General features: G+C 43.5%; 28 protein-coding genes. 22 read left to right on the forward strand and 6 right to left on the reverse strand.

Annotation, left to right across the window (positions count from 1 at the left end; all coding sequences use genetic code 11):
* Positions 1-5: 5 nt before the first annotated feature.
* The gene (locus BLQ53_RS08180) at positions 6-776 is read right to left on the reverse strand and encodes a type 1 glutamine amidotransferase domain-containing protein (RefSeq protein ID WP_093726823.1); all 771 of its coding nucleotides are present in this window, start codon (positions 774-776) and stop codon (positions 6-8) included.
* 116 nt (positions 777-892) lie between these two features.
* Here BLQ53_RS08180 and BLQ53_RS08185 point away from each other — a divergent pair, with 116 nt between their 5' ends.
* From BLQ53_RS08185 to BLQ53_RS08215, 7 genes are all read left to right on the forward strand, one after another.
* On the forward strand, positions 893-2,260 hold the full coding sequence (locus BLQ53_RS08185) for a dipeptidase (RefSeq protein WP_093726824.1): 1,368 nt from the start codon (positions 893-895) through the stop codon (positions 2,258-2,260).
* A gap of 269 nt (positions 2,261-2,529) precedes the next feature.
* Positions 2,530-3,405 carry a DUF4097 family beta strand repeat-containing protein gene (locus BLQ53_RS08190; protein WP_093726825.1) on the forward strand — a complete coding sequence of 292 codons (876 nt, stop codon included), beginning with the start codon at positions 2,530-2,532 and terminating at the stop codon, positions 3,403-3,405.
* 281 nt (positions 3,406-3,686) lie between these two features.
* Positions 3,687-4,613: an ABC transporter ATP-binding protein gene (locus BLQ53_RS08195; protein ID WP_093726826.1), complete on the forward strand. Its 927-nt coding sequence runs from the start codon at positions 3,687-3,689 to the stop codon at positions 4,611-4,613.
* A 42-nt stretch (positions 4,614-4,655) separates the two neighbouring features.
* Positions 4,656-5,360 carry an ABC transporter permease gene (locus BLQ53_RS08200; protein WP_093726827.1) on the forward strand — a complete coding sequence of 235 codons (705 nt, stop codon included), beginning with the start codon at positions 4,656-4,658 and terminating at the stop codon, positions 5,358-5,360.
* A 170-nt stretch (positions 5,361-5,530) separates the two neighbouring features.
* Positions 5,531-6,223 carry a response regulator transcription factor gene (locus BLQ53_RS08205; RefSeq protein WP_093726828.1) on the forward strand — a complete coding sequence of 231 codons (693 nt, stop codon included), beginning with the start codon at positions 5,531-5,533 and terminating at the stop codon, positions 6,221-6,223.
* A gap of 2 nt (positions 6,224-6,225) precedes the next feature.
* A complete protein-coding gene (locus BLQ53_RS08210; RefSeq protein ID WP_093726829.1) occupies positions 6,226-7,158 on the forward strand; it encodes a sensor histidine kinase in 933 nt (310 codons plus the stop codon).
* Between the two features lie 87 nt (positions 7,159-7,245).
* Positions 7,246-8,655 carry a SpoVR family protein gene (locus BLQ53_RS08215; RefSeq protein WP_093726830.1) on the forward strand — a complete coding sequence of 470 codons (1,410 nt, stop codon included), beginning with the start codon at positions 7,246-7,248 and terminating at the stop codon, positions 8,653-8,655.
* A 22-nt stretch (positions 8,656-8,677) separates the two neighbouring features.
* On the opposite strand, the gene BLQ53_RS08220 is transcribed toward BLQ53_RS08215, so the two are convergent.
* Positions 8,678-9,043: a thiol-disulfide oxidoreductase DCC family protein gene (locus BLQ53_RS08220; protein ID WP_093726831.1), complete on the reverse strand. Its 366-nt coding sequence runs from the start codon at positions 9,041-9,043 to the stop codon at positions 8,678-8,680.
* 167 nt (positions 9,044-9,210) lie between these two features.
* Here BLQ53_RS08220 and BLQ53_RS08225 point away from each other — a divergent pair, with 167 nt between their 5' ends.
* The 5 genes from BLQ53_RS08225 (at position 9,211) to BLQ53_RS08240 (ending at position 11,683) form a co-directional block, all read left to right on the forward strand.
* On the forward strand, positions 9,211-9,516 hold the full coding sequence (locus tag BLQ53_RS08225; RefSeq protein ID WP_093726832.1) for an MGMT family protein: 306 nt from the start codon (positions 9,211-9,213) through the stop codon (positions 9,514-9,516).
* The gene (locus BLQ53_RS18905) at positions 9,503-9,673 is read left to right on the forward strand and encodes a hypothetical protein (protein WP_170829621.1); all 171 of its coding nucleotides are present in this window, start codon (positions 9,503-9,505) and stop codon (positions 9,671-9,673) included. The genes BLQ53_RS08225 and BLQ53_RS18905 overlap by 14 nt, the downstream gene beginning before the upstream one ends.
* A 105-nt stretch (positions 9,674-9,778) precedes the next feature.
* Entirely contained in the window at positions 9,779-10,348 is a 570-nt protein-coding gene (locus BLQ53_RS08230; protein WP_093726833.1) for a nucleotidyltransferase family protein, read from the forward strand.
* Entirely contained in the window at positions 10,345-10,875 is a 531-nt protein-coding gene (locus BLQ53_RS08235) for a GNAT family N-acetyltransferase (RefSeq protein WP_093726834.1), read from the forward strand. The genes BLQ53_RS08230 and BLQ53_RS08235 overlap by 4 nt, the downstream gene beginning before the upstream one ends.
* A gap of 154 nt (positions 10,876-11,029) precedes the next feature.
* Positions 11,030-11,683, forward strand: coding sequence for a class I SAM-dependent methyltransferase (locus BLQ53_RS08240; RefSeq protein ID WP_244499314.1), 654 nt, complete (start codon positions 11,030-11,032; stop codon positions 11,681-11,683).
* A 30-nt stretch (positions 11,684-11,713) separates the two neighbouring features.
* Here the strand turns inward: BLQ53_RS08240 and BLQ53_RS18730 are convergent, their stop codons facing one another.
* A complete protein-coding gene (locus BLQ53_RS18730; RefSeq protein ID WP_139180856.1) occupies positions 11,714-11,848 on the reverse strand; it encodes a small, acid-soluble spore protein L in 135 nt (44 codons plus the stop codon).
* A 138-nt stretch (positions 11,849-11,986) separates the two neighbouring features.
* Here BLQ53_RS18730 and BLQ53_RS08245 point away from each other — a divergent pair, with 138 nt between their 5' ends.
* The 4 genes from BLQ53_RS08245 (at position 11,987) to BLQ53_RS08260 (ending at position 14,316) form a co-directional block, all read left to right on the forward strand.
* On the forward strand, positions 11,987-12,739 hold the full coding sequence (locus BLQ53_RS08245) for a C39 family peptidase (protein ID WP_244499300.1): 753 nt from the start codon (positions 11,987-11,989) through the stop codon (positions 12,737-12,739).
* Positions 12,740-12,818: 79 nt separating this feature from the next.
* Positions 12,819-13,346: a mismatch-specific DNA-glycosylase gene (locus BLQ53_RS08250; protein ID WP_093726836.1), complete on the forward strand. Its 528-nt coding sequence runs from the start codon at positions 12,819-12,821 to the stop codon at positions 13,344-13,346.
* A complete protein-coding gene (locus BLQ53_RS08255; RefSeq protein ID WP_093726837.1) occupies positions 13,343-14,098 on the forward strand; it encodes a (S)-benzoin forming benzil reductase in 756 nt (251 codons plus the stop codon). The genes BLQ53_RS08250 and BLQ53_RS08255 overlap by 4 nt, the downstream gene beginning before the upstream one ends.
* Positions 14,099-14,181: 83 nt before the next feature.
* Positions 14,182-14,316 carry a YjcZ family sporulation protein gene (locus BLQ53_RS08260; protein WP_093726838.1) on the forward strand — a complete coding sequence of 45 codons (135 nt, stop codon included), beginning with the start codon at positions 14,182-14,184 and terminating at the stop codon, positions 14,314-14,316.
* A 45-nt stretch (positions 14,317-14,361) separates the two neighbouring features.
* On the opposite strand, the gene BLQ53_RS08265 is transcribed toward BLQ53_RS08260, so the two are convergent.
* Entirely contained in the window at positions 14,362-15,996 is a 1,635-nt protein-coding gene (locus tag BLQ53_RS08265) for a putative ABC transporter permease subunit (protein WP_093726839.1), read from the reverse strand.
* Entirely contained in the window at positions 15,989-16,711 is a 723-nt protein-coding gene (locus BLQ53_RS08270) for an ABC transporter ATP-binding protein (RefSeq protein ID WP_093726840.1), read from the reverse strand. The genes BLQ53_RS08265 and BLQ53_RS08270 overlap by 8 nt, the downstream gene beginning before the upstream one ends.
* Positions 16,712-16,857: 146 nt before the next feature.
* Here BLQ53_RS08270 and psiE point away from each other — a divergent pair, with 146 nt between their 5' ends.
* A complete protein-coding gene (gene psiE, locus BLQ53_RS08275; protein WP_093726841.1) occupies positions 16,858-17,280 on the forward strand; it encodes a phosphate-starvation-inducible protein PsiE in 423 nt (140 codons plus the stop codon).
* A gap of 96 nt (positions 17,281-17,376) precedes the next feature.
* A complete protein-coding gene (map, locus tag BLQ53_RS08280; RefSeq protein WP_093726842.1) occupies positions 17,377-18,132 on the forward strand; it encodes a type I methionyl aminopeptidase in 756 nt (251 codons plus the stop codon).
* 38 nt (positions 18,133-18,170) lie between these two features.
* Here map and BLQ53_RS08285 read toward each other — a convergent pair whose 3' ends face one another.
* Positions 18,171-19,031 (reverse strand): cation diffusion facilitator family transporter, encoded by an 861-nt coding sequence (locus BLQ53_RS08285; protein WP_093726843.1) that lies wholly within the window; start codon positions 19,029-19,031, stop codon positions 18,171-18,173.
* A gap of 118 nt (positions 19,032-19,149) precedes the next feature.
* Here BLQ53_RS08285 and BLQ53_RS08290 point away from each other — a divergent pair, with 118 nt between their 5' ends.
* From BLQ53_RS08290 to BLQ53_RS08305, 4 genes are all read left to right on the forward strand, one after another.
* Complete coding sequence (locus tag BLQ53_RS08290) at positions 19,150-19,374, forward strand: hypothetical protein (RefSeq protein ID WP_139180857.1); 225 nt, start codon at positions 19,150-19,152, stop codon at positions 19,372-19,374.
* Between the two features lie 89 nt (positions 19,375-19,463).
* Positions 19,464-20,723 carry an MFS transporter gene (locus tag BLQ53_RS08295; protein ID WP_093726845.1) on the forward strand — a complete coding sequence of 420 codons (1,260 nt, stop codon included), beginning with the start codon at positions 19,464-19,466 and terminating at the stop codon, positions 20,721-20,723.
* 82 nt (positions 20,724-20,805) lie between these two features.
* Positions 20,806-21,045 (forward strand): IDEAL domain-containing protein, encoded by a 240-nt coding sequence (locus tag BLQ53_RS08300; RefSeq protein WP_093726846.1) that lies wholly within the window; start codon positions 20,806-20,808, stop codon positions 21,043-21,045.
* Positions 21,046-21,167: 122 nt separating this feature from the next.
* Positions 21,168-22,007 carry a M15 family metallopeptidase gene (locus BLQ53_RS08305; protein ID WP_093726847.1) on the forward strand — a complete coding sequence of 280 codons (840 nt, stop codon included), beginning with the start codon at positions 21,168-21,170 and terminating at the stop codon, positions 22,005-22,007.
* The last annotated feature ends 158 nt before the right edge of the window (positions 22,008-22,165 follow it).

The following is a 22,165-nucleotide window of genomic DNA, read 5'->3' on the forward strand; positions in this document are numbered from 1 at the left end:
CCGTTTTACGGAGCTGGCTTTCTTCTTAAGATCTGTTCTTCTTCGGGAATTCGCAGTACAGCACGGAAGGAGCGTGGATGCTCAGCAAATTCTTTTTGTTCGATTCGATTGATGACTGCTTTTGCAACTCCTTTGACACTTGCTGGATTCTGGCCAGTGATCAATCTGTCATCCGCTTCGACATGTCCTTTGAAGGGCATTTTTGCTTTACGGTACGTTAGAGCACGTATCTTAAGCTTCTCTTCCAAGCTATAAGGGATTTCATGTTTGTTAAGGCTGAATGCTTCTTCACGATCGGAATAACCAGTCACTGTCTTATCTTGTAATAAGTAAGCCCCGTCAGACAGTTTTACATGCAGCAATGCACTCGGACCGTGGCATACTGCGGCAACGATTCCCCTATTCTCATATATATCCCGCGTAAGCCTTTGCAGCTCCTTATTTTCAGGGAAATCCCACATCGTGCCGTGACCTCCGGTGAAATAAATGGCATCATAATCGGCTGCATTTACCTCCTGGGGCGATAGGCTGTTCGCAAGCAATCTCCTGAACCCGGGTGCCCGATAGTATTTCCGCAGCTTATGGCTTTTGAATAACCCAGTGAGACTGCGGTGATCTATCGGTATATTGCCACCCTTTGGACTGATGACTGTCATGACATGGCGTGTTTTTAACTTGTCGTAAAAATTCGTAAGCTCGCTGAACCAGAGTCCTGTTGTATGGGGCGTCTGTTTCAGGCTGTCGTGGTTCGTTGCAACAATCAATACTTTACCCATAGTTCTCCTCCTGATATCACGATGTATTTCTTGTTTAGTTTCCACCTGCAGGTACAACCTAAACAAGAATCAGCCGATTTATGCTACACTAGTAAGAAAAGGAAAGAGTGATGCATATGACGAATCAAGTTGTCGCTTACTTACAGGAGAATCGGGAGAAATTGCTGGAGAGGCTATACACATATCTTCGAATTCCAAGTATCAGCACAGACAGTACATATAAAGAAGACGTTGCAAAGACAGCCGCTTATACAGCTGACTATTTAAAAGAGATTGGATTCGATAAGGTGACAATCCAGGAGACGGAACGCCATCCGATCGTAACCGGTGAATGGCTCGGTGCAGGTCCTGACAAACCGACTGCACTTTTTTATGGTCATTATGATGTACAGCCTGCAGATCCGCTTCCGCTTTGGGATAGTGAACCATTCGAACCGACGGAAAGAAACGGTCGTATTTATGCTCGCGGTGTGAGTGATGACAAAGGTCAGGTATTCATGCATCTGGCAGTATTCGAAGCCTTCATGAAAACAGAAGGAGCTTTGCCGATCAATGTAAAAGTATGCATCGAGGGTGAGGAAGAAATCGGAAGTACGAATTTGCATGCGGTACTGCATGAGCAAACCGAGCAATTCCAGGCAGATTTTGCCATCATCAGCGATTCCGGGATGGTCGAAGCAGGGCAGCCAACCATGCTTTATGGTTTGAAAGGTGCAGCTGCACTTGAGTTCTCTGTGTACGGACCAGATCGCGATTTGCATTCCGGTATGTATGGCGGTGCTGTCCGTAATCCGCTCCAGGCATTGGCTCATATCCTAAGTTCTTTGAAGGATGAGGAAGAAGTTGTCCAAGTAGAAGGCTTCTATGATGGTGTGGAGGAATTGCCTGAAGAAGAACGCAAACTGATGGCCCAAGCACCGGGAGAAGACTTTGTCCAGACAGTCGGTGTACCAGAAGCAGTATCTGAAAAGGGATATACTGCCAAGGAGCATACAATGGCTCGTCCGACTTTGGAGATCAACGGTATGTACGGCGGTTACCAAGGAGAAGGTACGAAAACAATCATCCCGGCCGAGGCGACAGCGAAAATCACCAGCCGCCTTGTACCTGGTCAGGATCCGGTTGATATCGTGGAAAAAATCACGGCTCATATCAAGAAGCATGCCCCCGCTGGCGTGCGTGTCGAGGTAAGACCGGAGCCTTTCAAAGCCAAAGCATATAAAGTCGATCCGAATCACCCGCTGATTCAAAAAGCAGCGGCAAGCTTGACACAAGCCTTTGGCAAGGAGACAGTCTTCGTCCGTATGGGTGGTTCGATTCCAGTGGTGGAATGGATTGATACGGTTTACCAGATGCCAGTGGTTCTGCTTGGGTTTGGGACTCCGGAAGACCGGCTCCATTCCCCGAATGAAAGCTTCCCATTGGAAAGTTTCGATAAAGGGATGGAAACACTTGTCTATTATTATCAGAAAGTAAGTGAATAAAATTTAACGAATTCCAGCAGCGGGCGTAAATGGCGCATACTTTGGTCAGCTTCTTTTGCCCGCTGATTTGAAAAAGCATTAGAAATAAGCAGTCTTCCTTTCAGGAGGGCTGCTTGTTTTTTTTATGCCACCGAATGCCTGCTATTTCCTCCCTCAATCAGCTTTAAAAAGTAACGTAAGGAAGTATTAAGAAATTAGTAAGAGGAAAGAAATCTTTATTTTATAGAATGAAAATATAAAACGAAATCTACAAATTAGGAGGAAGAGGAATGAAAAAGGTTGTAACTACAGGCGTTGCATTTGTTGTAATTGGAGGGCTTGCTTTTGGTGCCTATAGCTATAATGCAGAGGGAAAGAGTTTTGAGAAGAATAAGTCTTATGACATAAATGATATTGAAACCTTAAAAGTAGATAGTGATTCGTGGGAGGTAAGACTTAACAAGAGTGATTCAAATGAATTGACCATTTTCGCTGAGGGAAAACAAATAAATGATGACCCTGTTACATTCAAAAGTGATGGGGAGGAATTAGTGATCAGACAAAACGAACAAGAACAAGGTGATTTTTTTGGAGGATTTACTTTTGGTAAGAAAGGTACTATTCATATTAATGTACCCGAAGCAGGCGTAAATAATATTGATTTGACTAGTAAAGATGGAAATATAGAAATGAGTGACATCTCAGCTGATACTATTGCTGTTGAAAATAATGCGGGTGATGGAAAAATTAAAGATGTTTCCGCTAGTTCAGGGAGGTTTGCATCGAAGGATGGAATGTTAAGTGTTGAAAATAGTTCGATCGAAAAATTACATATAACTTCTACAAGCGGCGACAACTATATGGAAGATGTAATTAGTTCTGAGGCAAAGGTTACCTCTGTAGATGGAGTGATTTCTATCAAGGATACAAAGGAAGGGAAATCTTTAGATGTGAATACGGCAGCGGGCGACATCGAAGTTTCTTATAAAAAGGCTCCAACTTCCTTATCTGTTACTGCCAAGAGTGAATCTTCCGATATAGCCCTGAATCTTAACGGACTTAAAAAAAATGAGGATACTGAAAATCTTAAGACGGGCAAGATAGGGCAGGGAATTAATAAGTTACGTCTATCAAGTGACGATGGGCTGATAAAGGTAACGGATTAATTCATAAGAAATAGCTCTGGAGAACATAAAATCAATCTCAATATCGAGATGATTACAGCACTTTCAGCTTCTGTACCAAAAATAGACCATGCTTTAGCCTTCTTACTGCTGCATTCAATTCAACAAGCGGACATCATATTGATGAATCCGCTTGTTTTTATGTATGTCGCTGCCGCTTGTTCAAGCAGTATTTACAACTTAAGGAAGAATTAAGGATTTAGTAAGGGAAAAGAAAACACTGAATTGTATAATGAATATAGAAACAAAGAGGAGAGATTGAAATGACATACATTTTGCAAACAAGTCAGCTTACCAAGTCTTACAATGGCAAAGAAGTCGCCTCCGGCGTTGATATGCATGTGAAACAAGGGGAAATCTATGGCTTTCTAGGACCGAATGGTGCAGGAAAGACAACAATTATGAAAATGATAACGAATCTTATAAAACCTACAAGCGGGGACATTGAAATCTTCGGAAGCAAGCTGACTGACACTTCGGTAGAAGTATTGAAAAGGATGGGCACTATCATCGAGTACCCTATTTTCTATGAGCGGCTGACTGCCAGGGAAAATCTATCGCTGCATTGTGAATACATGGGATACTACGATGATAAGGCAATTGAACAAGCCTTGGAGCTCGTCAAATTACACAATATCGACAATAAGAAAGTAAAAGAATTTTCGCTGGGAATGAAACAAAGATTAGGAATTGCGAGAGCAATCTCTACAAAACCTGAGCTGCTCGTATTGGATGAGCCGATCAATGGTCTCGACCCTGTAGGTATAAAAGATTTAAGGGAACTATTCAAATTGCTCTGCCGGGAGTATGGCGTCACATTGATTGTATCAAGTCACATCCTGGCTGAAATGGAACAGATGGCGGATACAATAGGTATCATCCAACATGGAAAATTGGTAAAAGAAGTGACGATGAAAAGTATCAATGGCGAACAAACCGAGTACATCGAGGTCATGATACTAGATGTTAAAAAGGCAGTTTATGTGCTTGAAGAAAAGCTGAAGGTTCGTAACTACAAGGTATTTGATGAGCGGACAATCAGGATTTACGATGTTGATTTGACACAGGCAGAACTGTCGAAAGCTTTTGTGATGCATGACATTGGAATAGAAAGTATCAATAAAAAACATAGTTCGCTTGAAGAGTATTTCCTGAACACGATGAATGAAAAGGAAATCCATATTTCATAAATGACATTCCAAGTCATTTACTAAGAACGGAGGAGACTGACCTTGTTTAAACTAATGAAATTAGAGTCTAAAAAACATAAATTAGCTGGTTATCTTCCAGCTGTCATGATTTGTATCGTATTGATATTTGCTGTAGTGGGGCTTATGGGATGGGGCTCAAGGAATGAAGTTGAAACCATGTTTCCGGATTACCAAGCATTCATGTCGTTAGCCGATATTTTCATCAGAACTGTTTTCTTGATTTTTGCAGGAGTAATCTTATCGCGTATTGTAATTGAAGAATATAGATCGGGCACGATTCAATTGTTATTCACTTATCCGATACAACGCAAAAAACTGATGAAAGCAAAGTTGATTATCGTGTTTGCTTTCTGCTTCTCAAGCATTGTATTTGCCACAGTTGTTACAAATATATTGGTTTATCTGGTAAGTCCGCATGTATATCTTTTCGAAGCGCCTGTTACATGGAATGACATGATGTCTGCTTTTCCAATGACGCTCGTAAACGCGTTGATGACCGCAGGGGTCAGCTTGATTCCGCTGTTTTTCGGCATGAGAAAGAAATCGACTGCTGCCACAATTACATGGGCTGTCCTCATAGGTGTCTTGATCAACGGGACAGTATCGAATGGAGACAGTACGACAAGCTTATTCCAATTCATATGGGTACCTATTGCTCTATGTATATTCGGTTTGGCTATTGCTTACTTTTCTTATCATCAAATCGATAAACGAGATATCGCCTGATAGAATCAGAACCAGAGAATGCTGTCCTTAGTTTGGGACGGCATTTTTTCTTGCCATAAATTATTTCTATATTCATATTGCTTCTGACAATAGTTGCAGCAGCCGATCATATGGTATAAAAAATATAGATTTCCTTATTTTTCTTATTTATGAGCTTAGGGGTGTATGTGGTGAATCAGAAAGTACTCATTGTGGAAGATGATATTTACATCAGCAAAATGGTAACAGAGAGTTTAACGAAAGAAGGCTATGAAGTTACAGCAGCATACGACGGAGAGGAAGCCTTGATCCGCTTCAGCATGCATGGATATGATGTTATTCTGCTCGATTTGATGCTGCCGAAAATAGACGGCATCGAATGTTTAAAAAAGATACGTGAGAAAAGCATGGTGCCTGTTTTGATTATGTCGGCTAAAGGCGAGGAAACGGATAAAGTGATCGGTTTGGGATTAGGAGCAGATGATTATATTGCCAAGCCATTCTCCGTCCTGGAGTTGACAGCCAGGGTCAAAGCAATCATACGAAGGGAAAAGCACTATCTAGCCGCGGCAGAGAGTAAAAAGCTGTTGCAGGTTGGTGATTTGACAATCGATGTCGATAACTATGCAATCAGGAAACTTGATAAAGATATCAATCTTACAGCAAAGGAATTCAGCATTCTGAAATTATTCATATTGAATCCTTCCAATGTTTATACGAAATCTCAGCTCTATCATTCCATTTGGCAGGAAGAGTATCATGGAGATGAGAATGTCATTAATGTGCATATCAGGCGTCTCAGGGAGAAGATTGAAGACGATCCTTCCAATCCGAAGTATATCAAAACGTTGTGGGGAATCGGATACAAATTAGGGGAGTTATGAAGATGGCAATTCTTTTTCTATTGTTATTTCTGCTATCGTTATTATGGAATATACTCCTTTTTAAAAATAACAGAAAAGTGCTGACAGATCTGACTTATATAGAAGACAAGCTGCACCATATCACGGATACAGGTGGCCAGGAACGGATATTGCTTCATACCAATACGAAACAAGTTCAAAGTCTTTTGATCAAATTGAATCATTTGCTCGACAGTAAGCATCAAGTGGCTGCTGATCATTCCAACATAGAGCGTTCCATGCGGAAGATGCTATCCAATATATCGCATGATCTGAAAACACCCCTTACGGTTATATTAGGTTATATCGAGATGGCGGAGAATGAAAAGGATCCGAGAAGAGAAAACCTATCAGATATGCTCGATATAGTGAAGCTCAAATCCGCAGAAGTCCTGGATTTGATTGAGCGTTTTTTTGAACTGGCGAAGCTGGAATCAGGAGATAAGGATATAGAACTCGGAAAGCTGGATATTAGTGAATTATGCCGAAAAGTCATCTTGGATTTTTCGAGTATTTTGCAAAAAGAAGAGTTCGATGTTGCGATTGATATACCGGAGTATCCGATCCATGTAATGGGAAATGAACAAGCAATCATCAGGATACTGAATAACCTTGTCTCAAACGCAATTGCCTATGGTTCCGATGGGAAATTCATCGGGCTAAAGCTAAGCAGAAAAGATAATACAGCTTTTATTGAAGTGTACGATAAGGGCAGAGGCATAAGTGAATCGCAGCAGGATCGAGTATTTGAAAGAATGTATACGATGGAGGACTCCAGGAATAAACATTATCAAGGGAGCGGATTAGGCTTGACCATTACTAAAAGATTGGTTGAACAAATGAATGGCTCCATTTCATTGCAAAGCACCCCGTATGTAAAGACAAGTTTCAAAATCGGCTTGAAATGGATAAATTAAGGGCTTTCGGCTTTACAAGGAGAGAGTCTTTTTTTGGCCTTCCCAGCATATATATGAGTACTATTACGTACAAAGGGGAGAAAGCCCGTGCTGCAATCCGAACATATCGAATTGGAAAGGGCTATTGGGGAAATTACGGAAATTGCGAAAGGCTTCGGTCTCGATTTCTACCCGATGCGCTACGAAATCTGTCCAGCTGACATTATTTATACATTCGGCGCTTATGGCATGCCGACGAGATTCACACATTGGAGCTTCGGGAAGCAATTTCATAAAATGAAGCTGCAATATGATCTCGGATTGAGTAAGATTTACGAGCTTGTGATCAATTCCAATCCTTGTTATGCCTTCTTGCTGAATTCGAACAGCCTTGTTCAGAACAAATTGATTGTCGCCCACGTGCTTGCTCACTGTGATTTTTTTAAAAACAATGTTCGCTTCCAAAATACCAATCGGAATATGGTCGATAGTATGGCGGCTACTGCCGAGCGAATTGCAGCATACGAAAAAGAATTCGGCAAGAAGGAAGTGGAGGATTTCCTGGATGCTGTCCTGGCAATTCAGGAGCATATCGACCCGTCATTGCTGCGGCCAAAGCTTGGGTGGGAAGCTGATGATGAAGAAATAGAAGAAAGTGTAGATAAGCGATTCGAATACGATGATTTATGGTTTGTGGATCGGGATGAGTCAAAAGCAAAGAAGGAAAGAAAAAAGAAAGCATTCCCGCCGCGACCTGAAAAGGATATCCTGTTGTTCATTGAAGAGTACAGCAGGACTTTGGAAGACTGGCAGCGTGACATCCTGACTATGATGCGTGAGGAAATGCTGTACTTTTGGCCGCAGCTTGAGACAAAGATCATGAATGAAGGCTGGGCTTCTTACTGGCATGCTCGTATTCTTCGGGAGCTGGATCTGACAAGTGATGAGGCAATCGAATTTGCTAAGCTTAACGCCGGCGTCGTCCAGCCTTCTCCGACACAGATCAATCCATATTATCTAGGCGTCAAGATATTTGAAGATATCGAAGAGCGGTTCGACAATCCGACGGAAGAAATGAAACGCTATGGTGTGAAGCCAGGTTCCGGCCGGGAGAAAATGTTCGAGGTACGGGAAATCGAGTCCGATATTTCGTTCTTGCGCAATTACCTGACAAAGGATCTCGTGCACCGGGAAGATATGTATTTGTTCCAGAAACAAGGAAATGAGTATAAAATCACCGACAAGGACTGGGAAGCAGTCCGTGATCAGTTGATTACGATGCGGGTGAATGGCGGATTCCCTTATTTGACCGTCACAGACGGCGACTATATGTCCAATGGCGAGTTATATTTGAAGCATCATTATGAAGGTGTCGAGCTGGATTTGACATATCTGGAGCGGACGCTGCCTTACCTTTATCAGCTTTGGGGAAGATTCATCCATTTGGAAACGTTTATCGAGGGCAAGAATGTCCTATTCAGCTACGAGGGAAAGCGTGTACTAAAAAAATATCTATAAAAAAACGGGCATTTGCCCGTTTTTATAATGCCTTCAATTCTCTTGTCCCGAACCAGTCATGGCGATTATCCGATACCCATTTGTACAAGGATTCCAAATACGGATCAAGAAATGGCAAATGCAAGATCCAGCCCAATACAGCCGTGATCGGAAGCAGGGTCAATATCTTTTTGACCGTTTCATGCCCTTTGTAGATATCCCCTTTGAAAGACATCATATGGATACGGTCATACACATCCCCTTTGGCAAGGAAACGGAACCGCTCATAATTCTCGATATTCTGTACCGGAATCCATTTCACGTTATCCAGCCAATCTAATTTTTGGATCACTTGCTTTGCAGTGGAACAAAGGGGGCAGCTTGCGTCGAAAAATACAATATGCTTCATCACACATTCTCCTCTCGTTTACTACATAGCCCATCCATCACGATGTTAAACAAAGAAGCACTACTAGACTATTTAGCTAAAGTCTATCATATTACCAAGCGATTATCCTAGCGACAGGAAGTTTGCTATACTGGTTGACAGATACTTCTGAATAAGGAGGGGAAGTGATGGAGCCCTTTACGCAGGAAGTGATACGCATCATCAAATCGATACCAGAAGGAAAAGTCATGACCTATGGCCAAATCGGGAAAGCGGCAGGAAAAGCGCGCGGTGCCAGACAAGTATCGAGGATACTGCATAGCATGAGCAAAAAACATGACCTGCCATGGCATCGTGTCATCAGTGCTGATGGACGGCTGAAGATAAAAGATGAAACGACGTTGCATGAACAGCTGGAAAGACTTTATGAAGAAGGATTGGAAATTTTCGATGGCCGTGTCGATTTGGAGGTATACCGGTATGAGCCGAGGTAATAGAGCCGCCACTTCCGGGGATTTTACCAAGAATGCAGTCAGTAGCTTACCGGAGCAATCAGGTTTGGACAAGCCCTTTTCTGCAAGGAAGCTGGATCGGTGGCTGAATGATTCATTACATAAAACAGCACGGGAATTAACAAAAAGGAAGCAGTAAAAAGCCGGCAGGCAGCAGACGCTGTTTCGATTGATTTCAAATCGGGCGAATATTTGTACAATTCCAAGCTAAGGAACTGCATTTAATAAATGGGGAAGAGAATATATGCTTAAAACAGAAGCCGATATATTAGAAGCGATCAGGCAAGACAAATGGATGATGAAAGTGCTGTGCACAGAGGCCATACTCGGGCTTCCTGATTCCTATATAAGTGCCGGATTTGTGAGGTCGAAGGTATGGGATATCCAGCATCGTTATAAAAATCGGATGCCTCTTGCGGATGTGGATGTCGTATATTTTGATGCATCAGATATAGATGAAGCGACAGAAAAAATGCATGAAAACGCATTGCGTAACATGATGCCCGCCGTGCCATGGTCAGTCAAAAATCAGGCAAGAATGCATAAAGTCAATCGGATGCCAGCTTTCCGGGATACGGAGCATGCGATTGCTTGTTATCCAGAAACAGCGACAAGCATTGGCGTGAAGCTTATAGCAGGCAAACTGTACTTGCTGTCACCACATGGGGTGGCTGATTTGCTCGCTTGCCGACTTGCGCCGACTCCCCTATATGTGAAGGGTACAGACTATCATTCTATCTTTGTGAAAAGAGTTAAGCAGAAGAATTGGCAGCGGCAATGGCCGCTAGTCCACATGGAGGTGGATGCTTTATGAACGATGTGACAATCAGGCCGCCAAGACTAGAAGACGGTCCTATTCTCTGGAAGCTGAAATATGGGGAACAGGAGCCGGAATGGAAGAAGTGGGACGCTCCTTATTTCCCTTTGGTACATCTGCCGGAGGAGGAATTTTTGGCGAGCTTTCGTTTCGGGGACGATTCACCCGAACAATGGGTAGTGGAAACAAATGGAAAGTTCATTGGAACTGTAGGGTATTATTGGGAACACAAGCCCTCCAGGTGGCTGGAAATGGGCATTACCATTTTTGATACAGTCTATTGGAACGGTGGTTATGGAACGGCAGCACTCAAGCAATGGATGGCGCATCTGTTCGACAGCATGCCGTTAGTGCGGGTAGGCTTTACGACTTGGTCCGGGAACAAACGGATGATTCGGCTCGGGGAGAAGCTCGGGATGACCATGGAGGCCAGGATGAGGAAATGCAGATATTATAATGGGGAGTATTATGATTCCATCCGGATGGGACTGCTTCGCGAAGAGTGGGAGCAAGTGAAGGAATGAACAATTTGTAGTAATTATTTCTTTACAATCTTTTTTGTAAATAACCCTTTCATCCTTGTCCAAACATGTTACACTATGCTTAGTAAATTCTTTGTAAATTAATTTACCGAAACTATGTAGAACACTCTATCCTGGGGGAATTGGCGCTGTGAGTATGACGTTACAAACTTATTGGAATAGTCGTTTTGAAGCAGGGGACATTTGGGGAACGGAAGCAACACCATCAGCTGTGATGGCTTATCCTTATTTTGCAGCGTATCAGGCAAAGCAGCTGTTCGTACCAGGCTGCGGATATGGGAGAAACAGTAACTTCTTCGGAGAATATTCCTTTGAAGTGACAGCTTGTGATATTTCAGAAGTTGCAATCGAGCGGGCCAGCAGCCATGCGAAGGCTGTTGGTTTGGCGAATGTGAAGCACTTTGTCGGGGATTATTTGAATTTGCCTTTTTCATCGACAGAGAGATTCGACGGCATTTATCTATCAAATATACTTCATATGTATACGGAAGAAGAAAGAGAACAATTACTTAGCCATTTCACATCATTACTGCGCAAAGATGGATTGCTGATTTTCTCTTGCCTCTCAGCAAGGGATGAAAAACTGTATGGCGCAGGAATCGAAATGGAAAAAGATACATTCCTCGTTCATGACCGGATTGCGCATTTCTTCCAGGAAGAAGAACTATATGCGCTGCTTGAAGAGAAGTTTCAAGTTGTCGAGATTACACTTCATAAACAACGGATAGATATCAAAGCAGGTGCAGAACAGGATGCACAGCTATGGTTCGTCGTGGCAAGAAAAAAATGATAGCACAGCCTCACGCGAGGCTGTGCTTTTTTATATCTTGGTATTTTTTTTCTTGGCACGCTGTTCCAGCTGGCTTTTTGGCTCCTGGTTGGCAGCATCCTCTGTCAATCCTTGTCTGTTTACGCTTACAGCTGCTTTTTCATTACGGCTTTTTTTTCTGCTCATTACCAATCACCTCCTGATTAGTATGGCGATAGTCCTGAATTTTTATTAAAAAATTTGATGTATATTGTCATGGTGAGCTGGGCTACTTTATAATTAGTATCATGAATTCAACTAGTTATCCAACAGGAGAGAAAATAAATGAAAAATAGATATGTCGTCATCGCAGCAAGTTTGGCTGCTTTGTCTCTTGTTTTGGCAATTATGACGTATCAGAATCGTTCCAATGATTTGCATGCGGAATCAGACATTTCAACGAGAAAAGAAGAAATTTCCCAAAAAGAAGGGGTACCTGAAACCTCTTTAGTAGAGGATGGTCCTTTGGATGTACCGCTCCTGAATCAGATGGACGCACCCCAGCTTTATAATGGGTGTGAAGTCACCAGCTTGGCGATGATTTTGCAGTATGCAGGATACGATGTGACGAAGAATGATTTGGCTGATCAGATTGCTTATGTCCCGCTGAATTATAGCAATGGACAGCATGGTGACCCCAATGAGGGATTTGTCGGGGATATGCCGAATGGACCAGGTCTTGGCGTTTATCACGGACCTATCATGGAGATTGCCAAGGAAATTGCAGGGGATAAAACGGTTGATGTGACAGGTAAATCTGTCGAAGAAGCAATCTACAATCCATTGGATGACGGCAAGCCGGTGTGGATCATCACGACGGCGAGTATGTCTCCGGTGAATGATATGGAAACTTGGGATACTCCGAATGGTAAGGTGGACGTAACGTACAGTGTCCATAGTGTGGCAGTAACTGGTTACACCGATGACACTGTCCTTGTCAATAATCCATACGGACAAAAGAATCAGGAAGTGGATCGCGAAAATTTCGAGCAAGCTTGGGAACAGCTTGGCAGCCAGGCGATTTATATAAATGACTGAGAAAAGCACAGTTTGCCTGTGCTTTTTTTGCGTCTTGGCAATGTGCAGGCTACAATGGTAACAGAGTGGAGGTGCAGAAATGGGTCTTGAACCGATACCGGATCATTTGGAAAAAGGACTGCGGCTTTTGTTCATCGGCTTCAATCCGAGTGTGCGTTCAGCCGAAACCGGTCATCACTACGCTAATCGGAATAATCGATTTTGGAATATATTGTATCAGGCAGGTATTACAGAACGGAAATTTGAACCATGTGAAGATCAGGATTTGCTGCAAAGGGGCATAGGTTTCACAAATATCGTAGCCAGACCTACCAAGGCGGCAGCCGATATCACGAAGGAAGAATACATAGAAGGGGCACAGCTGCTCCGTGATAAATTACAATACTATCGACCGAAAGTAGCTTGCTTTGTCGGCAAAGGTGTCTTTCAGCAATACAGCAAAGTGAAACAAACAGGCTGGGGTGTGCAGGCGTCTTCGGTAACGCAGCATGTAACAGAATTTGTAGCGCCTTCCTCAAGCGGGCTTGTACGAATGCCCATGAAGGAAATCGTCGAAATCTATGCAGAAATACCAGCTATCCTAAAGGAATTGGAGGAGAAAAGATGAAAACGGCAGTAGTGACAGGAGCTTCTCGAGGTCTGGGAGAGGCTATCGCGAAACAATTAATGGATAAAGGCATGCAAGTGATCGGAGTGGCAAGGAGAAATAGTGATGAACTTTCTTCCTATGAAGGGAAAGAAAATGCGGGTTATGCTTACCAATATGGTGACTTGCAAGATACCTCTGCCTGTGCGAGAGTTTTTGAGGAGATGGCGGCAAGTATTTTCTCCAAAGCCAGCGACACTGTCTACTTGATCAATAATGCCGGCGTGGTCGGTCCGATTGCTACAGCAGATTCCTATAGTCTGGAGGAGCTGGAAGCGCACATGGCAATCAACTTGACGTCGCCGATCCTTGCTTGTTCGATCTTTCTCAAATATGCCAAAAAATACGAAGTACCTCTCGTGATTGTCAATGTCACTTCAGGTGCTGCGGAACGTTCTGTGCATGGCTGGAGTGCTTACAGTACATCGAAAGCGGGGATCAATCGCTATACGGAAACGGTAGCACTTGAAGAAACAGAAGCTGGTTCTGGCAATATTGTCATTGCTTATAATCCTGGCATTATGGATACAGATATGCAAGCGGATATTCGTTCCAGTGCACCGGAGCAATTCCAGGATGTCCAGAAGTTCCGGGATTATGTGACGAATCAATCACTAAGGAATCCGATGTTTGTGGCAGGCGTGCTGGCTGACATCCTTACTGGAGAAAAAATCGAAAATGGTAAAAGGTATGCCGTGAAAGATTATGTTTAAGCCTGCCTGGATAGGTATTTGCCCTTTCCTTTCTGGGTTCTGTACATACAATGCATTATCCTGTAGGAAAAGGGGGAAGTAAGATGTCTAAAGAAAATGAAGGAGGCTTCGGCTTCGCATTTTTGGTTGTATTGTTCATCCTTTTGATCATTGTGGGTTCATCCTATGTAGGTGGCTACGATTATGGCTACGGCTATGGGCATGGCTACCACTATTAATTCATAAATGAAGAAGCTTTGCACATTCCTGTGCAAAGCTTCTTTTTATCTTGTCAGTGTTGTGCGGTCAGCTGACTTTAGTAATCGGCTGATTATGTATAGTAACAGAGCGATAAGGCCGCACATATACAAAACGGTGACGATTAGTGAAGCTAGCATCTGCAATTTAAGAGCGAATAAAAAAGCGATCAAAAAACTCATGGAGCCAGCGGATATGACAAGGGCGATAAGGCTGGCCAATCTGTTTTGGAATAGCTCGGTTTCTTCTGTCCAGCCAAGCTTCGGATACAAAAGATCGCTCAGCATGCCGACAATAGTCACAGCTGCATTGACTAGTAACGCAAGGAATAACCAAAGCAATGCTTCTCCGACATTCATCTGCAAAACAGGAATCGCTACCAGGAATAACACGATGATAGGCAGCAGATTGATCAAGAATGCAGCCTGTAATTTGGCCAAAACGATTTGCCTCATACGCAAGGGCAGGAACAGATGTGCTTCCCAGCTTTGACCATCTTTTGAGAAGCTGACAATACTTATCGGATTCAGGCCGATGGAAAAAATGTTTGTTGCCAGAATGACGACAAATAACATACTGCCGTCTATGTCCTTTACCAAATCTGCTGCAGTGCTGAAATCTCCCATGAAGAAAATGACAACCAATAATGCCGGCATCACAAGCGCCCCAGCAACACATTGCAAAAAGAACGTCGGCGTCCGGAATATGGTCTGGATTTCTTTCGTGCGATACGCATGGATGATGGACCGCTGTTTTTGGGATACCCCTTTGCCACTGAATATTTTACCGGAGCCCGTGTTCAGTCCTAATGCCCCTTTTAGATAGAATTTTTGGGCAGCCACATAGAAAAGCAGAGTCGCTAGAAACGCTGTCAATAATACAGCGACAAAGTAAAGCAAGGCTTGCCAAGAGGCGGAGAAGGTCAGTAAGTTCGTCATGAGCGCAGCAGGTGGATAATATAATGTCGCTACTTGCAGCAATCCGCCTTTTTCTGAGCTGGAGGCGAGAAGCTGGGCGATTTTCTCTGGATCTTGCTGCATACGCAAGACAACATTCAGTAAGATAAGCAGCAAAAAGCCGACAATCCCGCCGATTACTTTACTTCTATCCTTATTCTTCCCTTTGTTGATGAACTGCATCGCAAACATGACGATTACAGCTGCCAGCGAATAAGGAATGAGCGGAATCAGTAAAAAAAGCAGCAGAGCATAAAGAAAGTACATGGCACCTGCACCTGAAAGCAAGCCATAGTAAATACTGACCGGCAAATAGGCAGCAGCTGAAATCAAATATACATAAAGCAGCGGATTCAATGATTTGGCTACCAGCAGCTGAAAGGATTGCACCGGAAAATGAAGGAATGAAGTGATATCTTCCGTGAAATAAAAGGTGTTCATGATCAGCGCCAATGAAAAGATAAACACAATTAAAAAATGCATGAGGAATAGAGTTCCCAATATGATATTGGTATTCCCCGATGGTTCGAGCAATGTATACATCGCTTCGATGACCTGCAGCATGAATCCGCCGAAAATCAGGCCGAGAAAAAGTAAAGCAAATAACCCGGCTATTAGGCCGATTACGACGCTTGGCTTTTTGAATACATTGGCATATTGCATCTTCAGCTGAATGCGAATAAGGGCGCTGATCGGTTTATGCATCCTGTGTCAACTCCAGGAAAATATGCTCCAAGCTCTCATCGGATTGGAATCTTTCCCGCATCTTTGGCAATGTTCCTTGGAACAGCAGCTCGCCTTTTCGGATAATGGCCACCTCATCACAAAGCTGTTCGACAACCTCCAGTACATGCGAGGAGAAAAAGACGGTATTACCGTTCGCCGCATGCTGACGCATCAGCTCTTTCAACTGATAAGAGGATTTAGGATCCAATCCTGTCATCGGCTCATCTAGAATCCAGACAGAGGGCTGCTGGACGAGCATGCCGGTGATGAACAGCTTCTGTCGCATGCCGTGCGAGTATGTTTTGATTTGATCACCCAATGCTTCATAGATGCTGAACATTTTTGCGTATTGTTCGATTCTCTCTGTCCGGACATCTCGATCGATGCCATAGATATCACCAATAAAGTGGAGATAATCAAGGCCATTGAGACGCAGGAATAGATCTGGACTATCCGGGACATAGCCGAATTCTTGTTTTGCTGCAATGGTGTCCGACGCTATATCCTTACCATTGATGGTGATGGAGCCAGTATCAACCGGCAGGATGCCGGTTACCATTTTAATCGTGGTTGATTTACCAGCGCCATTTGGACCCAGGAATGCAAAAATCTTTCCGCTTGGGACTGTCAGGCTGATATCGTTCACAGCAATTTTATTTCCATATTGTTTATGTACATGGTCTATTTGTATCAATGCATAAACCTCCTTGTATGTTACTTCCATTCTGGTCGTTATTTGCCAAATATTCAAGGGGATTGTGTATAAAAAAAGCCAATATCCTTACCGCATATAACACGGGAACTTCCAATATATTTAAGACAAGCCTGGGAGGGATGCATATGCGTGATTTACAGAGAAAAACAGCGTTTATAGCTGTATTTCTCCAAACAGTACTTAATTTTACATTGACCATACTCGCGATGATACTCGTTGTTTTCCTATTGAAAAAAACAGTATTCATCTTTGATGTACTGTTGATTCAGAATGAAGAGGTTGGTTATTTTTATTTAGCTGAAGGAATCATCGTTTATTTCCTCTATTTTGAATTTATCAGTTTGATCATCAAGTACTTTACCCATAACTATCATTTTCCGCTGCGTTATTTTATCTATATCGGTATAACGGCAATTATTCGACTTATCATAATCGATCACGAACATCCGCACACCATTCTTCTGTATGCATTGGCAATTGTTTTGCTTGTGTTTGCCCTCTTGATAGCGAACCATTCCAATATGAAAGACGACGATCAATTGGATTGAATGAAATAGTCAGCGTAACAATTTAACCGGATTGGCATAATATGATACACTCTATAATGGAAAAGTAAGCTTTGCCGTTAGAAAGGAAGAGAAATGATGATCAATCGCAAAAGCGCGCGTGAAATAGAAATGATGCGAGCTGCTGGTGAGCTGCTCGCCAATATCCATAAAGAAATCCGCGGTATGATCAAGCCGGGCATCACTACAATGGAAATCGACCAGTTTGTGGAGGAGTACTTAGCCAAGCATGGTGCAACAGCAGAGCAGAAGGGTTACAATGGTTATGCTTATGCAACATGTGCCTCTATCAATGATGAAATCTGCCACGGATTCCCAAGAAATGAACCGCTGAAAAATGGAGACATCGTCACAATTGATATGGTTGTGAATCTGAATGGTGGATTAGCTGATTCTGCCTGGACTTATGGAGTGGGTGAAATCAGTGAAGCAGCACAGCGTTTGCTTGATGTAACGAAAGAATCTTTGTACAAAGGGATAGAAAAAGCACAGCCGGGCGCCCGCATAGGTGATATCGGCCATGCAATCCAACAATTCGCAGAAGCAGAAGGTTATTCTGTTGTACGTGATTTCACAGGGCACGGAATCGGCCCAACCATCCATGAGGATCCGCATATTCCTCACTTCGGATTGCCGAATAAAGGCCCTCGTTTGAAAGAGGGTATGGTCATTACAATCGAGCCTATGATCAATATCGGCGAATGGGGCAGTCAGATGGATGATAATAACTGGACAGCCCGCACGGTCGATGGTTCTTTGTCGGCTCAATATGAACATACTATCGTGATTACAAAAGATGGTCCTGTCATCCTGACAAACCAAGACGAAGAATGATGAGAAGCCTATACCATTTCATCGGTATAGGCTTTTTTCTATGGTTCAATATGGATGAGAGTGTGGAAGATATCGTGTTTTTTAATCAGCAGTTTTTCCAATCTTTCCGTGATGGCATGGCTTTCTTTCACATTGAGCGATGCATCGACCCGGATGATGACATCGACTAAGGATTGATTACCATGGAGCCTGGCTTTGATTTCGACGACTTCGAGCACGTCTTTGTCCTGTAAGATACTATGACGGATTTTCAATAGTCTATCTGCATCATACCCATCTGTCAGGGAATAAGTGGCGTCATAGAAAATATCCCATGCCGTTTTACATATCAATATCCCCACAATGAATCCTGCCAGCGGATCCAGCCAGTAATAGCCGAACTGGGCGCCGAAAATGCCGATGAAAGCACCTAAACTGACTATTCCGTCAGAACGATTATCCTGAGCAGCGGCCATCAGTGCCGGACTTTTAATACGATTGGCGAGGGCTGCATTGTAACGGTACACCGCCATCATGACAAAAAAGGCTCCTAAGGCCGTCCAGCCTGTCAGCATATCAGGCTGAACGTAATCTGGCTGCATCAACCGCTCAAATGTATCGAGTAAAACATGAAGTCCAACGGAAATCATGATGAAAGCTGCAACAAGCGATGCGACGGTCTCCGCTCGGAAATGTCCGTATTTATGTTCCAGATCAGGCGGTTTGCGCGATATACGCAGTCCCACCAGTACCGCAACAGAAGCTACAACATCGGTTGTATTATTAAGCCCGTCCGCAAGCAGCGCATCAGAATCCCCGATGTAGGCGACAAGCAGTTTGATAAAGGATAACAGCAAATAAGCTGTGATACTGAGCAAGGCTCCTTTCTCACCAGCTCGCAAATTATCATACTGGCTCATATGTAAAATTTCCTCCGATCTCATTCTGAAGCAGGAACGGTTAATGCATGTCCAGAATGGGTACAAGATAGTACATTATATTCTTCTGCTTGATCAATATACGAAGGGGTTGAAAAAAATGAGCCAGGAAAAGATCATCATTGAAGGCAGTTGTGAGGGGATGCGTTTTTACAAGGAGCTGGATATCGTGATCAGCCCAGAGGCCGAGACACCGGAGCAAGCGATCATCCGATTCTACGGAAGCGAAGCAGAGAATTTCGAGATGCTGGCCAGGGAACAAGGCTGGCGGAATTGTTATTGGACTTATGCAGACGATTCAGTCCTGCTGCCGCAGGCAAATTGATCCCAGATTTAGCTGGGATTTTTTATCTGGATAAAAACCTCGTGCCTTGCAGAAAATGAAAGTAGTTTGCGAAAGGCAGGAGACGACATATGGGTGAAACAAATAAAATAGCAAGTAAATCACCAAAGGATATGCGCTGGGCAATCGTGTCGCTGGCATCCATCCCGTTGATCATGACACTGGGGAATTCGATGCTGCTGCCAGTGCTCCCGTTGATGGAGGATGAACTGGACATAACGAAACTCCAGTCGAGTTTCATCATTACATTTTATTCTATTGTAGCCATCCTATTCATTCCTGTTGCTGGCTTTTTGTCTGATCGTTTCGGGCGAAAAGCAGTAATTCTGCCTTCACTGGTCATTGCCGGGGCAGGTGGACTCATAGCAGGAATCTTTTCCACCGGAAGTGAAAACCCGTATCTTTGGATTTTGATAGGCAGGGTCCTCCAAGGGATAGGCGTAGCCGGAGCAGCGCCAGTGGTCCTTCCGCTTGTCGGGGATATGTTCGAAAAAGAAGAGGATGTCAGCGCTACACTCGGTATTGTCGAAACCGCCAATACTTTCGGGAAAGTATTGAGCCCGGTGCTTGGGGCGTTGCTGGCAGGTTTCCTGTGGTATTTACCGTTTTATGCAATCCCCGTTTTTTGTGCCATTTCCTTTTTGCTGATTCTCTTCCTAATCAAAAAGCCAAAAGAAGATAAGAAAGGCAGTGACTTCAAAACGTTTATGAAGAATGCAAAGGCGACATTCCATGAACATGGCGGCTGGCTGACAGCAACCTTCCTTATCGGTGCCATTCTTATGTTCCTTCTTTTTGGCATCCTTTTTTATTTGAGCACAGTACTGGAAGAGAAGTACGGTATGCAAGGCATACTGAAAGGGGCGGTGTTGGCCATCCCATTGGCAGCTTTGTGCTTGGCTTCCTATTTGACCGGAAAATGGATCAAGAGCAACGGTAAACTGATGAAATGGATCACATTCACAGGTGTAGTCTGTACAGGAGTCGTAACGATTGCGCTCTATTTTTCAAAAGGAATCGTTTTTATGATGGCGGTATTCCTTGTGGCGGGTGTAGGCATCGGAGCGGGACTGCCTTGTTTGGATTCATTGGTTACGAGCAATATGGAAAAGGAAGTACGAGGAACGGTCACATCCTTGCTGAGCGCCATGCGTTATGTGGGTGTGGCAGCTGGTCCGCCGGTGGTTGCTATTTTGCTTAAGGCAGATCTTATCTGGTTGATTGTGACATTTGCCGGTGCAGCTCTCATTGCAGCTTTACTGACATTGAAATTCATCAAGCCGCCCGATCCTGAGGAGCAAAAACATCACCCTGTTCCGCATTTACATTAATTTAACCAACTAATCAGAAAATTGTTGCAAAATTAATGTTAATCCCGCATAATGGAAAAAAGGAACCAGGGGGAATCGTTCCATGAAAAAGCATAAAGTTGTCTATCGTCTGCAAAGAACGAAGAGGAAGCGTCCTTATGTTACGGCAAAACGGGAGATTTCGTTTGAAGTGAAGCTTGCCACGAGACTTATGCTGGATGAATTTTACTTTACCTGGAACAAGAACAGACTGGAAGCCCAAATTAATGCATGCATCGATAATAAAGATGAAGAACGATTTAGGGAATTGAGTGCAGCTTATCGCCCTTATGTTCTGGAATGATATCATATAATTACATGATCTGCGTTGTCATCGGACAAGGCAGGTCTTTTTACGTGCGATAAAATTTGATAGCTATGCTATAATAGCTTCAAAACTAGATGTACGAAGAGGAGATTTTAGAAATGAAGCGTGCGATGCTGTTTGCTGTGCTTAGCGCCGTATTAGTTGCAGCGGGATGTCAAAGCGAGCAAACTAGCCAGGGGCAAGATATGAATGAGAGCAAGACGGCTGAGAAGCAGACGGAAAATCAGCAAGCAGAGCAGGATCGGGAAAAAGACGGAGCCGAGGAGGAACAGGCCGCTATTGCAAAGCCTGATCAGCATCAGGTAGAAGCGGATGATGTTGTCGGGACCATCGAGAACCCAGTGACTGTGGATAATCCTGATAGTATCGAAGTTGTCGTGAATAAAACAAGGAAGTTCCCCGATGGCTGGGAACCGAAGGACTTAGTTGAGCCGGATGTACCGTTTTATTTCGATGAGCATCTGGAAAAACGCAAAATGCGCAAAGAAGCCGCCGAGGCACTGGAAGAGCTGTTTGCCGCTTCCCAGAAAGATGGAATGGAACTGGTAGCAGCAAGCGGTTACCGCTCAGAAGCAAGACAAAAGGAGATATATGAAAATAACGTCGCCACACAAGGGCAGAAAGAAACAGATAAAGTATCCTCCAGACCTGGGCGGAGTGAGCATCAAACAGGACTTGCCATCGATTTGACCTCTGCGGAGATGGCGCTTGCTTTGGAAGAAACATTTATCGACACGGATGAAGGAAAATGGCTCGCCGAGCATGCTCATGAATATGGTTTCATTATCCGCTATCTTCAAGGAAAATCCGATATTACCGGTTACAGCTATGAACCATGGCATATCCGCTATGTCGGGAAGGACCTCGCTAAACAAATATACGAAGAAGGAACCACATTGGAGGAGCATTTCCAAATGGAGTCCGATCTAAAGAGCTGAAAAAGAGCCACTGTCCAAATGGGCGGTGGCTCCAATTTATGTGATGGGAGGTCACATACATTATTAGCGGCATAACAGATATGCCAAAGACTTACTTGTCCAAATGTGCTTACGGTTGCTGCACAAAATATTGATTAATGATTTACTCACCTTGATTC

This window comes from Terribacillus halophilus (genome assembly GCF_900101385.1).
GTDB lineage: Bacteria > Bacillota > Bacilli > Bacillales > Amphibacillaceae > Terribacillus > Terribacillus halophilus.

What these genes read in the sequence shown, in the direction of transcription:
- BLQ53_RS08235 (WP_093726834.1), top strand. Translation starts at nt 10,345, where the DNA reads ATGAACGATGTGACAATCAGGCCGCCAAGACTAGAAGACGGTCCTATT.
- BLQ53_RS08265 (WP_093726839.1), bottom strand. Translation starts at nt 15,996, where the DNA reads ATGCATAAACCGATCAGCGCCCTTATTCGCATTCAGCTGAAGATGCAA.
- BLQ53_RS08185 (WP_093726824.1), top strand. Translation starts at nt 893, where the DNA reads ATGACGAATCAAGTTGTCGCTTACTTACAGGAGAATCGGGAGAAATTG.
- BLQ53_RS08255 (WP_093726837.1), top strand. Translation starts at nt 13,343, where the DNA reads ATGAAAACGGCAGTAGTGACAGGAGCTTCTCGAGGTCTGGGAGAGGCT.
- BLQ53_RS08285 (WP_093726843.1), bottom strand. Translation starts at nt 19,031, where the DNA reads ATGAGCCAGTATGATAATTTGCGAGCTGGTGAGAAAGGAGCCTTGCTC.
- BLQ53_RS08250 (WP_093726836.1), top strand. Translation starts at nt 12,819, where the DNA reads ATGGGTCTTGAACCGATACCGGATCATTTGGAAAAAGGACTGCGGCTT.
- BLQ53_RS08195 (WP_093726826.1), top strand. Translation starts at nt 3,687, where the DNA reads ATGACATACATTTTGCAAACAAGTCAGCTTACCAAGTCTTACAATGGC.
- map (WP_093726842.1), top strand. Translation starts at nt 17,377, where the DNA reads ATGATCAATCGCAAAAGCGCGCGTGAAATAGAAATGATGCGAGCTGCT.
- BLQ53_RS08190 (WP_093726825.1), top strand. Translation starts at nt 2,530, where the DNA reads ATGAAAAAGGTTGTAACTACAGGCGTTGCATTTGTTGTAATTGGAGGG.
- BLQ53_RS08290 (WP_139180857.1), top strand. Translation starts at nt 19,150, where the DNA reads ATGAGCCAGGAAAAGATCATCATTGAAGGCAGTTGTGAGGGGATGCGT.
- BLQ53_RS08240 (WP_244499314.1), top strand. Translation starts at nt 11,030, where the DNA reads ATGACGTTACAAACTTATTGGAATAGTCGTTTTGAAGCAGGGGACATT.
- BLQ53_RS18905 (WP_170829621.1), top strand. Translation starts at nt 9,503, where the DNA reads ATGAGCCGAGGTAATAGAGCCGCCACTTCCGGGGATTTTACCAAGAAT.
- BLQ53_RS08245 (WP_244499300.1), top strand. Translation starts at nt 11,987, where the DNA reads ATGAAAAATAGATATGTCGTCATCGCAGCAAGTTTGGCTGCTTTGTCT.
- psiE (WP_093726841.1), top strand. Translation starts at nt 16,858, where the DNA reads ATGCGTGATTTACAGAGAAAAACAGCGTTTATAGCTGTATTTCTCCAA.
- BLQ53_RS08230 (WP_093726833.1), top strand. Translation starts at nt 9,779, where the DNA reads ATGCTTAAAACAGAAGCCGATATATTAGAAGCGATCAGGCAAGACAAA.
- BLQ53_RS08225 (WP_093726832.1), top strand. Translation starts at nt 9,211, where the DNA reads ATGGAGCCCTTTACGCAGGAAGTGATACGCATCATCAAATCGATACCA.
- BLQ53_RS08305 (WP_093726847.1), top strand. Translation starts at nt 21,168, where the DNA reads ATGAAGCGTGCGATGCTGTTTGCTGTGCTTAGCGCCGTATTAGTTGCA.
- BLQ53_RS08220 (WP_093726831.1), bottom strand. Translation starts at nt 9,043, where the DNA reads ATGAAGCATATTGTATTTTTCGACGCAAGCTGCCCCCTTTGTTCCACT.
- BLQ53_RS08295 (WP_093726845.1), top strand. Translation starts at nt 19,464, where the DNA reads ATGGGTGAAACAAATAAAATAGCAAGTAAATCACCAAAGGATATGCGC.
- BLQ53_RS18730 (WP_139180856.1), bottom strand. Translation starts at nt 11,848, where the DNA reads ATGAGCAGAAAAAAAAGCCGTAATGAAAAAGCAGCTGTAAGCGTAAAC.
- BLQ53_RS08300 (WP_093726846.1), top strand. Translation starts at nt 20,806, where the DNA reads ATGAAAAAGCATAAAGTTGTCTATCGTCTGCAAAGAACGAAGAGGAAG.
- BLQ53_RS08180 (WP_093726823.1), bottom strand. Translation starts at nt 776, where the DNA reads ATGGGTAAAGTATTGATTGTTGCAACGAACCACGACAGCCTGAAACAG.
- BLQ53_RS08260 (WP_093726838.1), top strand. Translation starts at nt 14,182, where the DNA reads ATGTCTAAAGAAAATGAAGGAGGCTTCGGCTTCGCATTTTTGGTTGTA.
- BLQ53_RS08210 (WP_093726829.1), top strand. Translation starts at nt 6,226, where the DNA reads ATGGCAATTCTTTTTCTATTGTTATTTCTGCTATCGTTATTATGGAAT.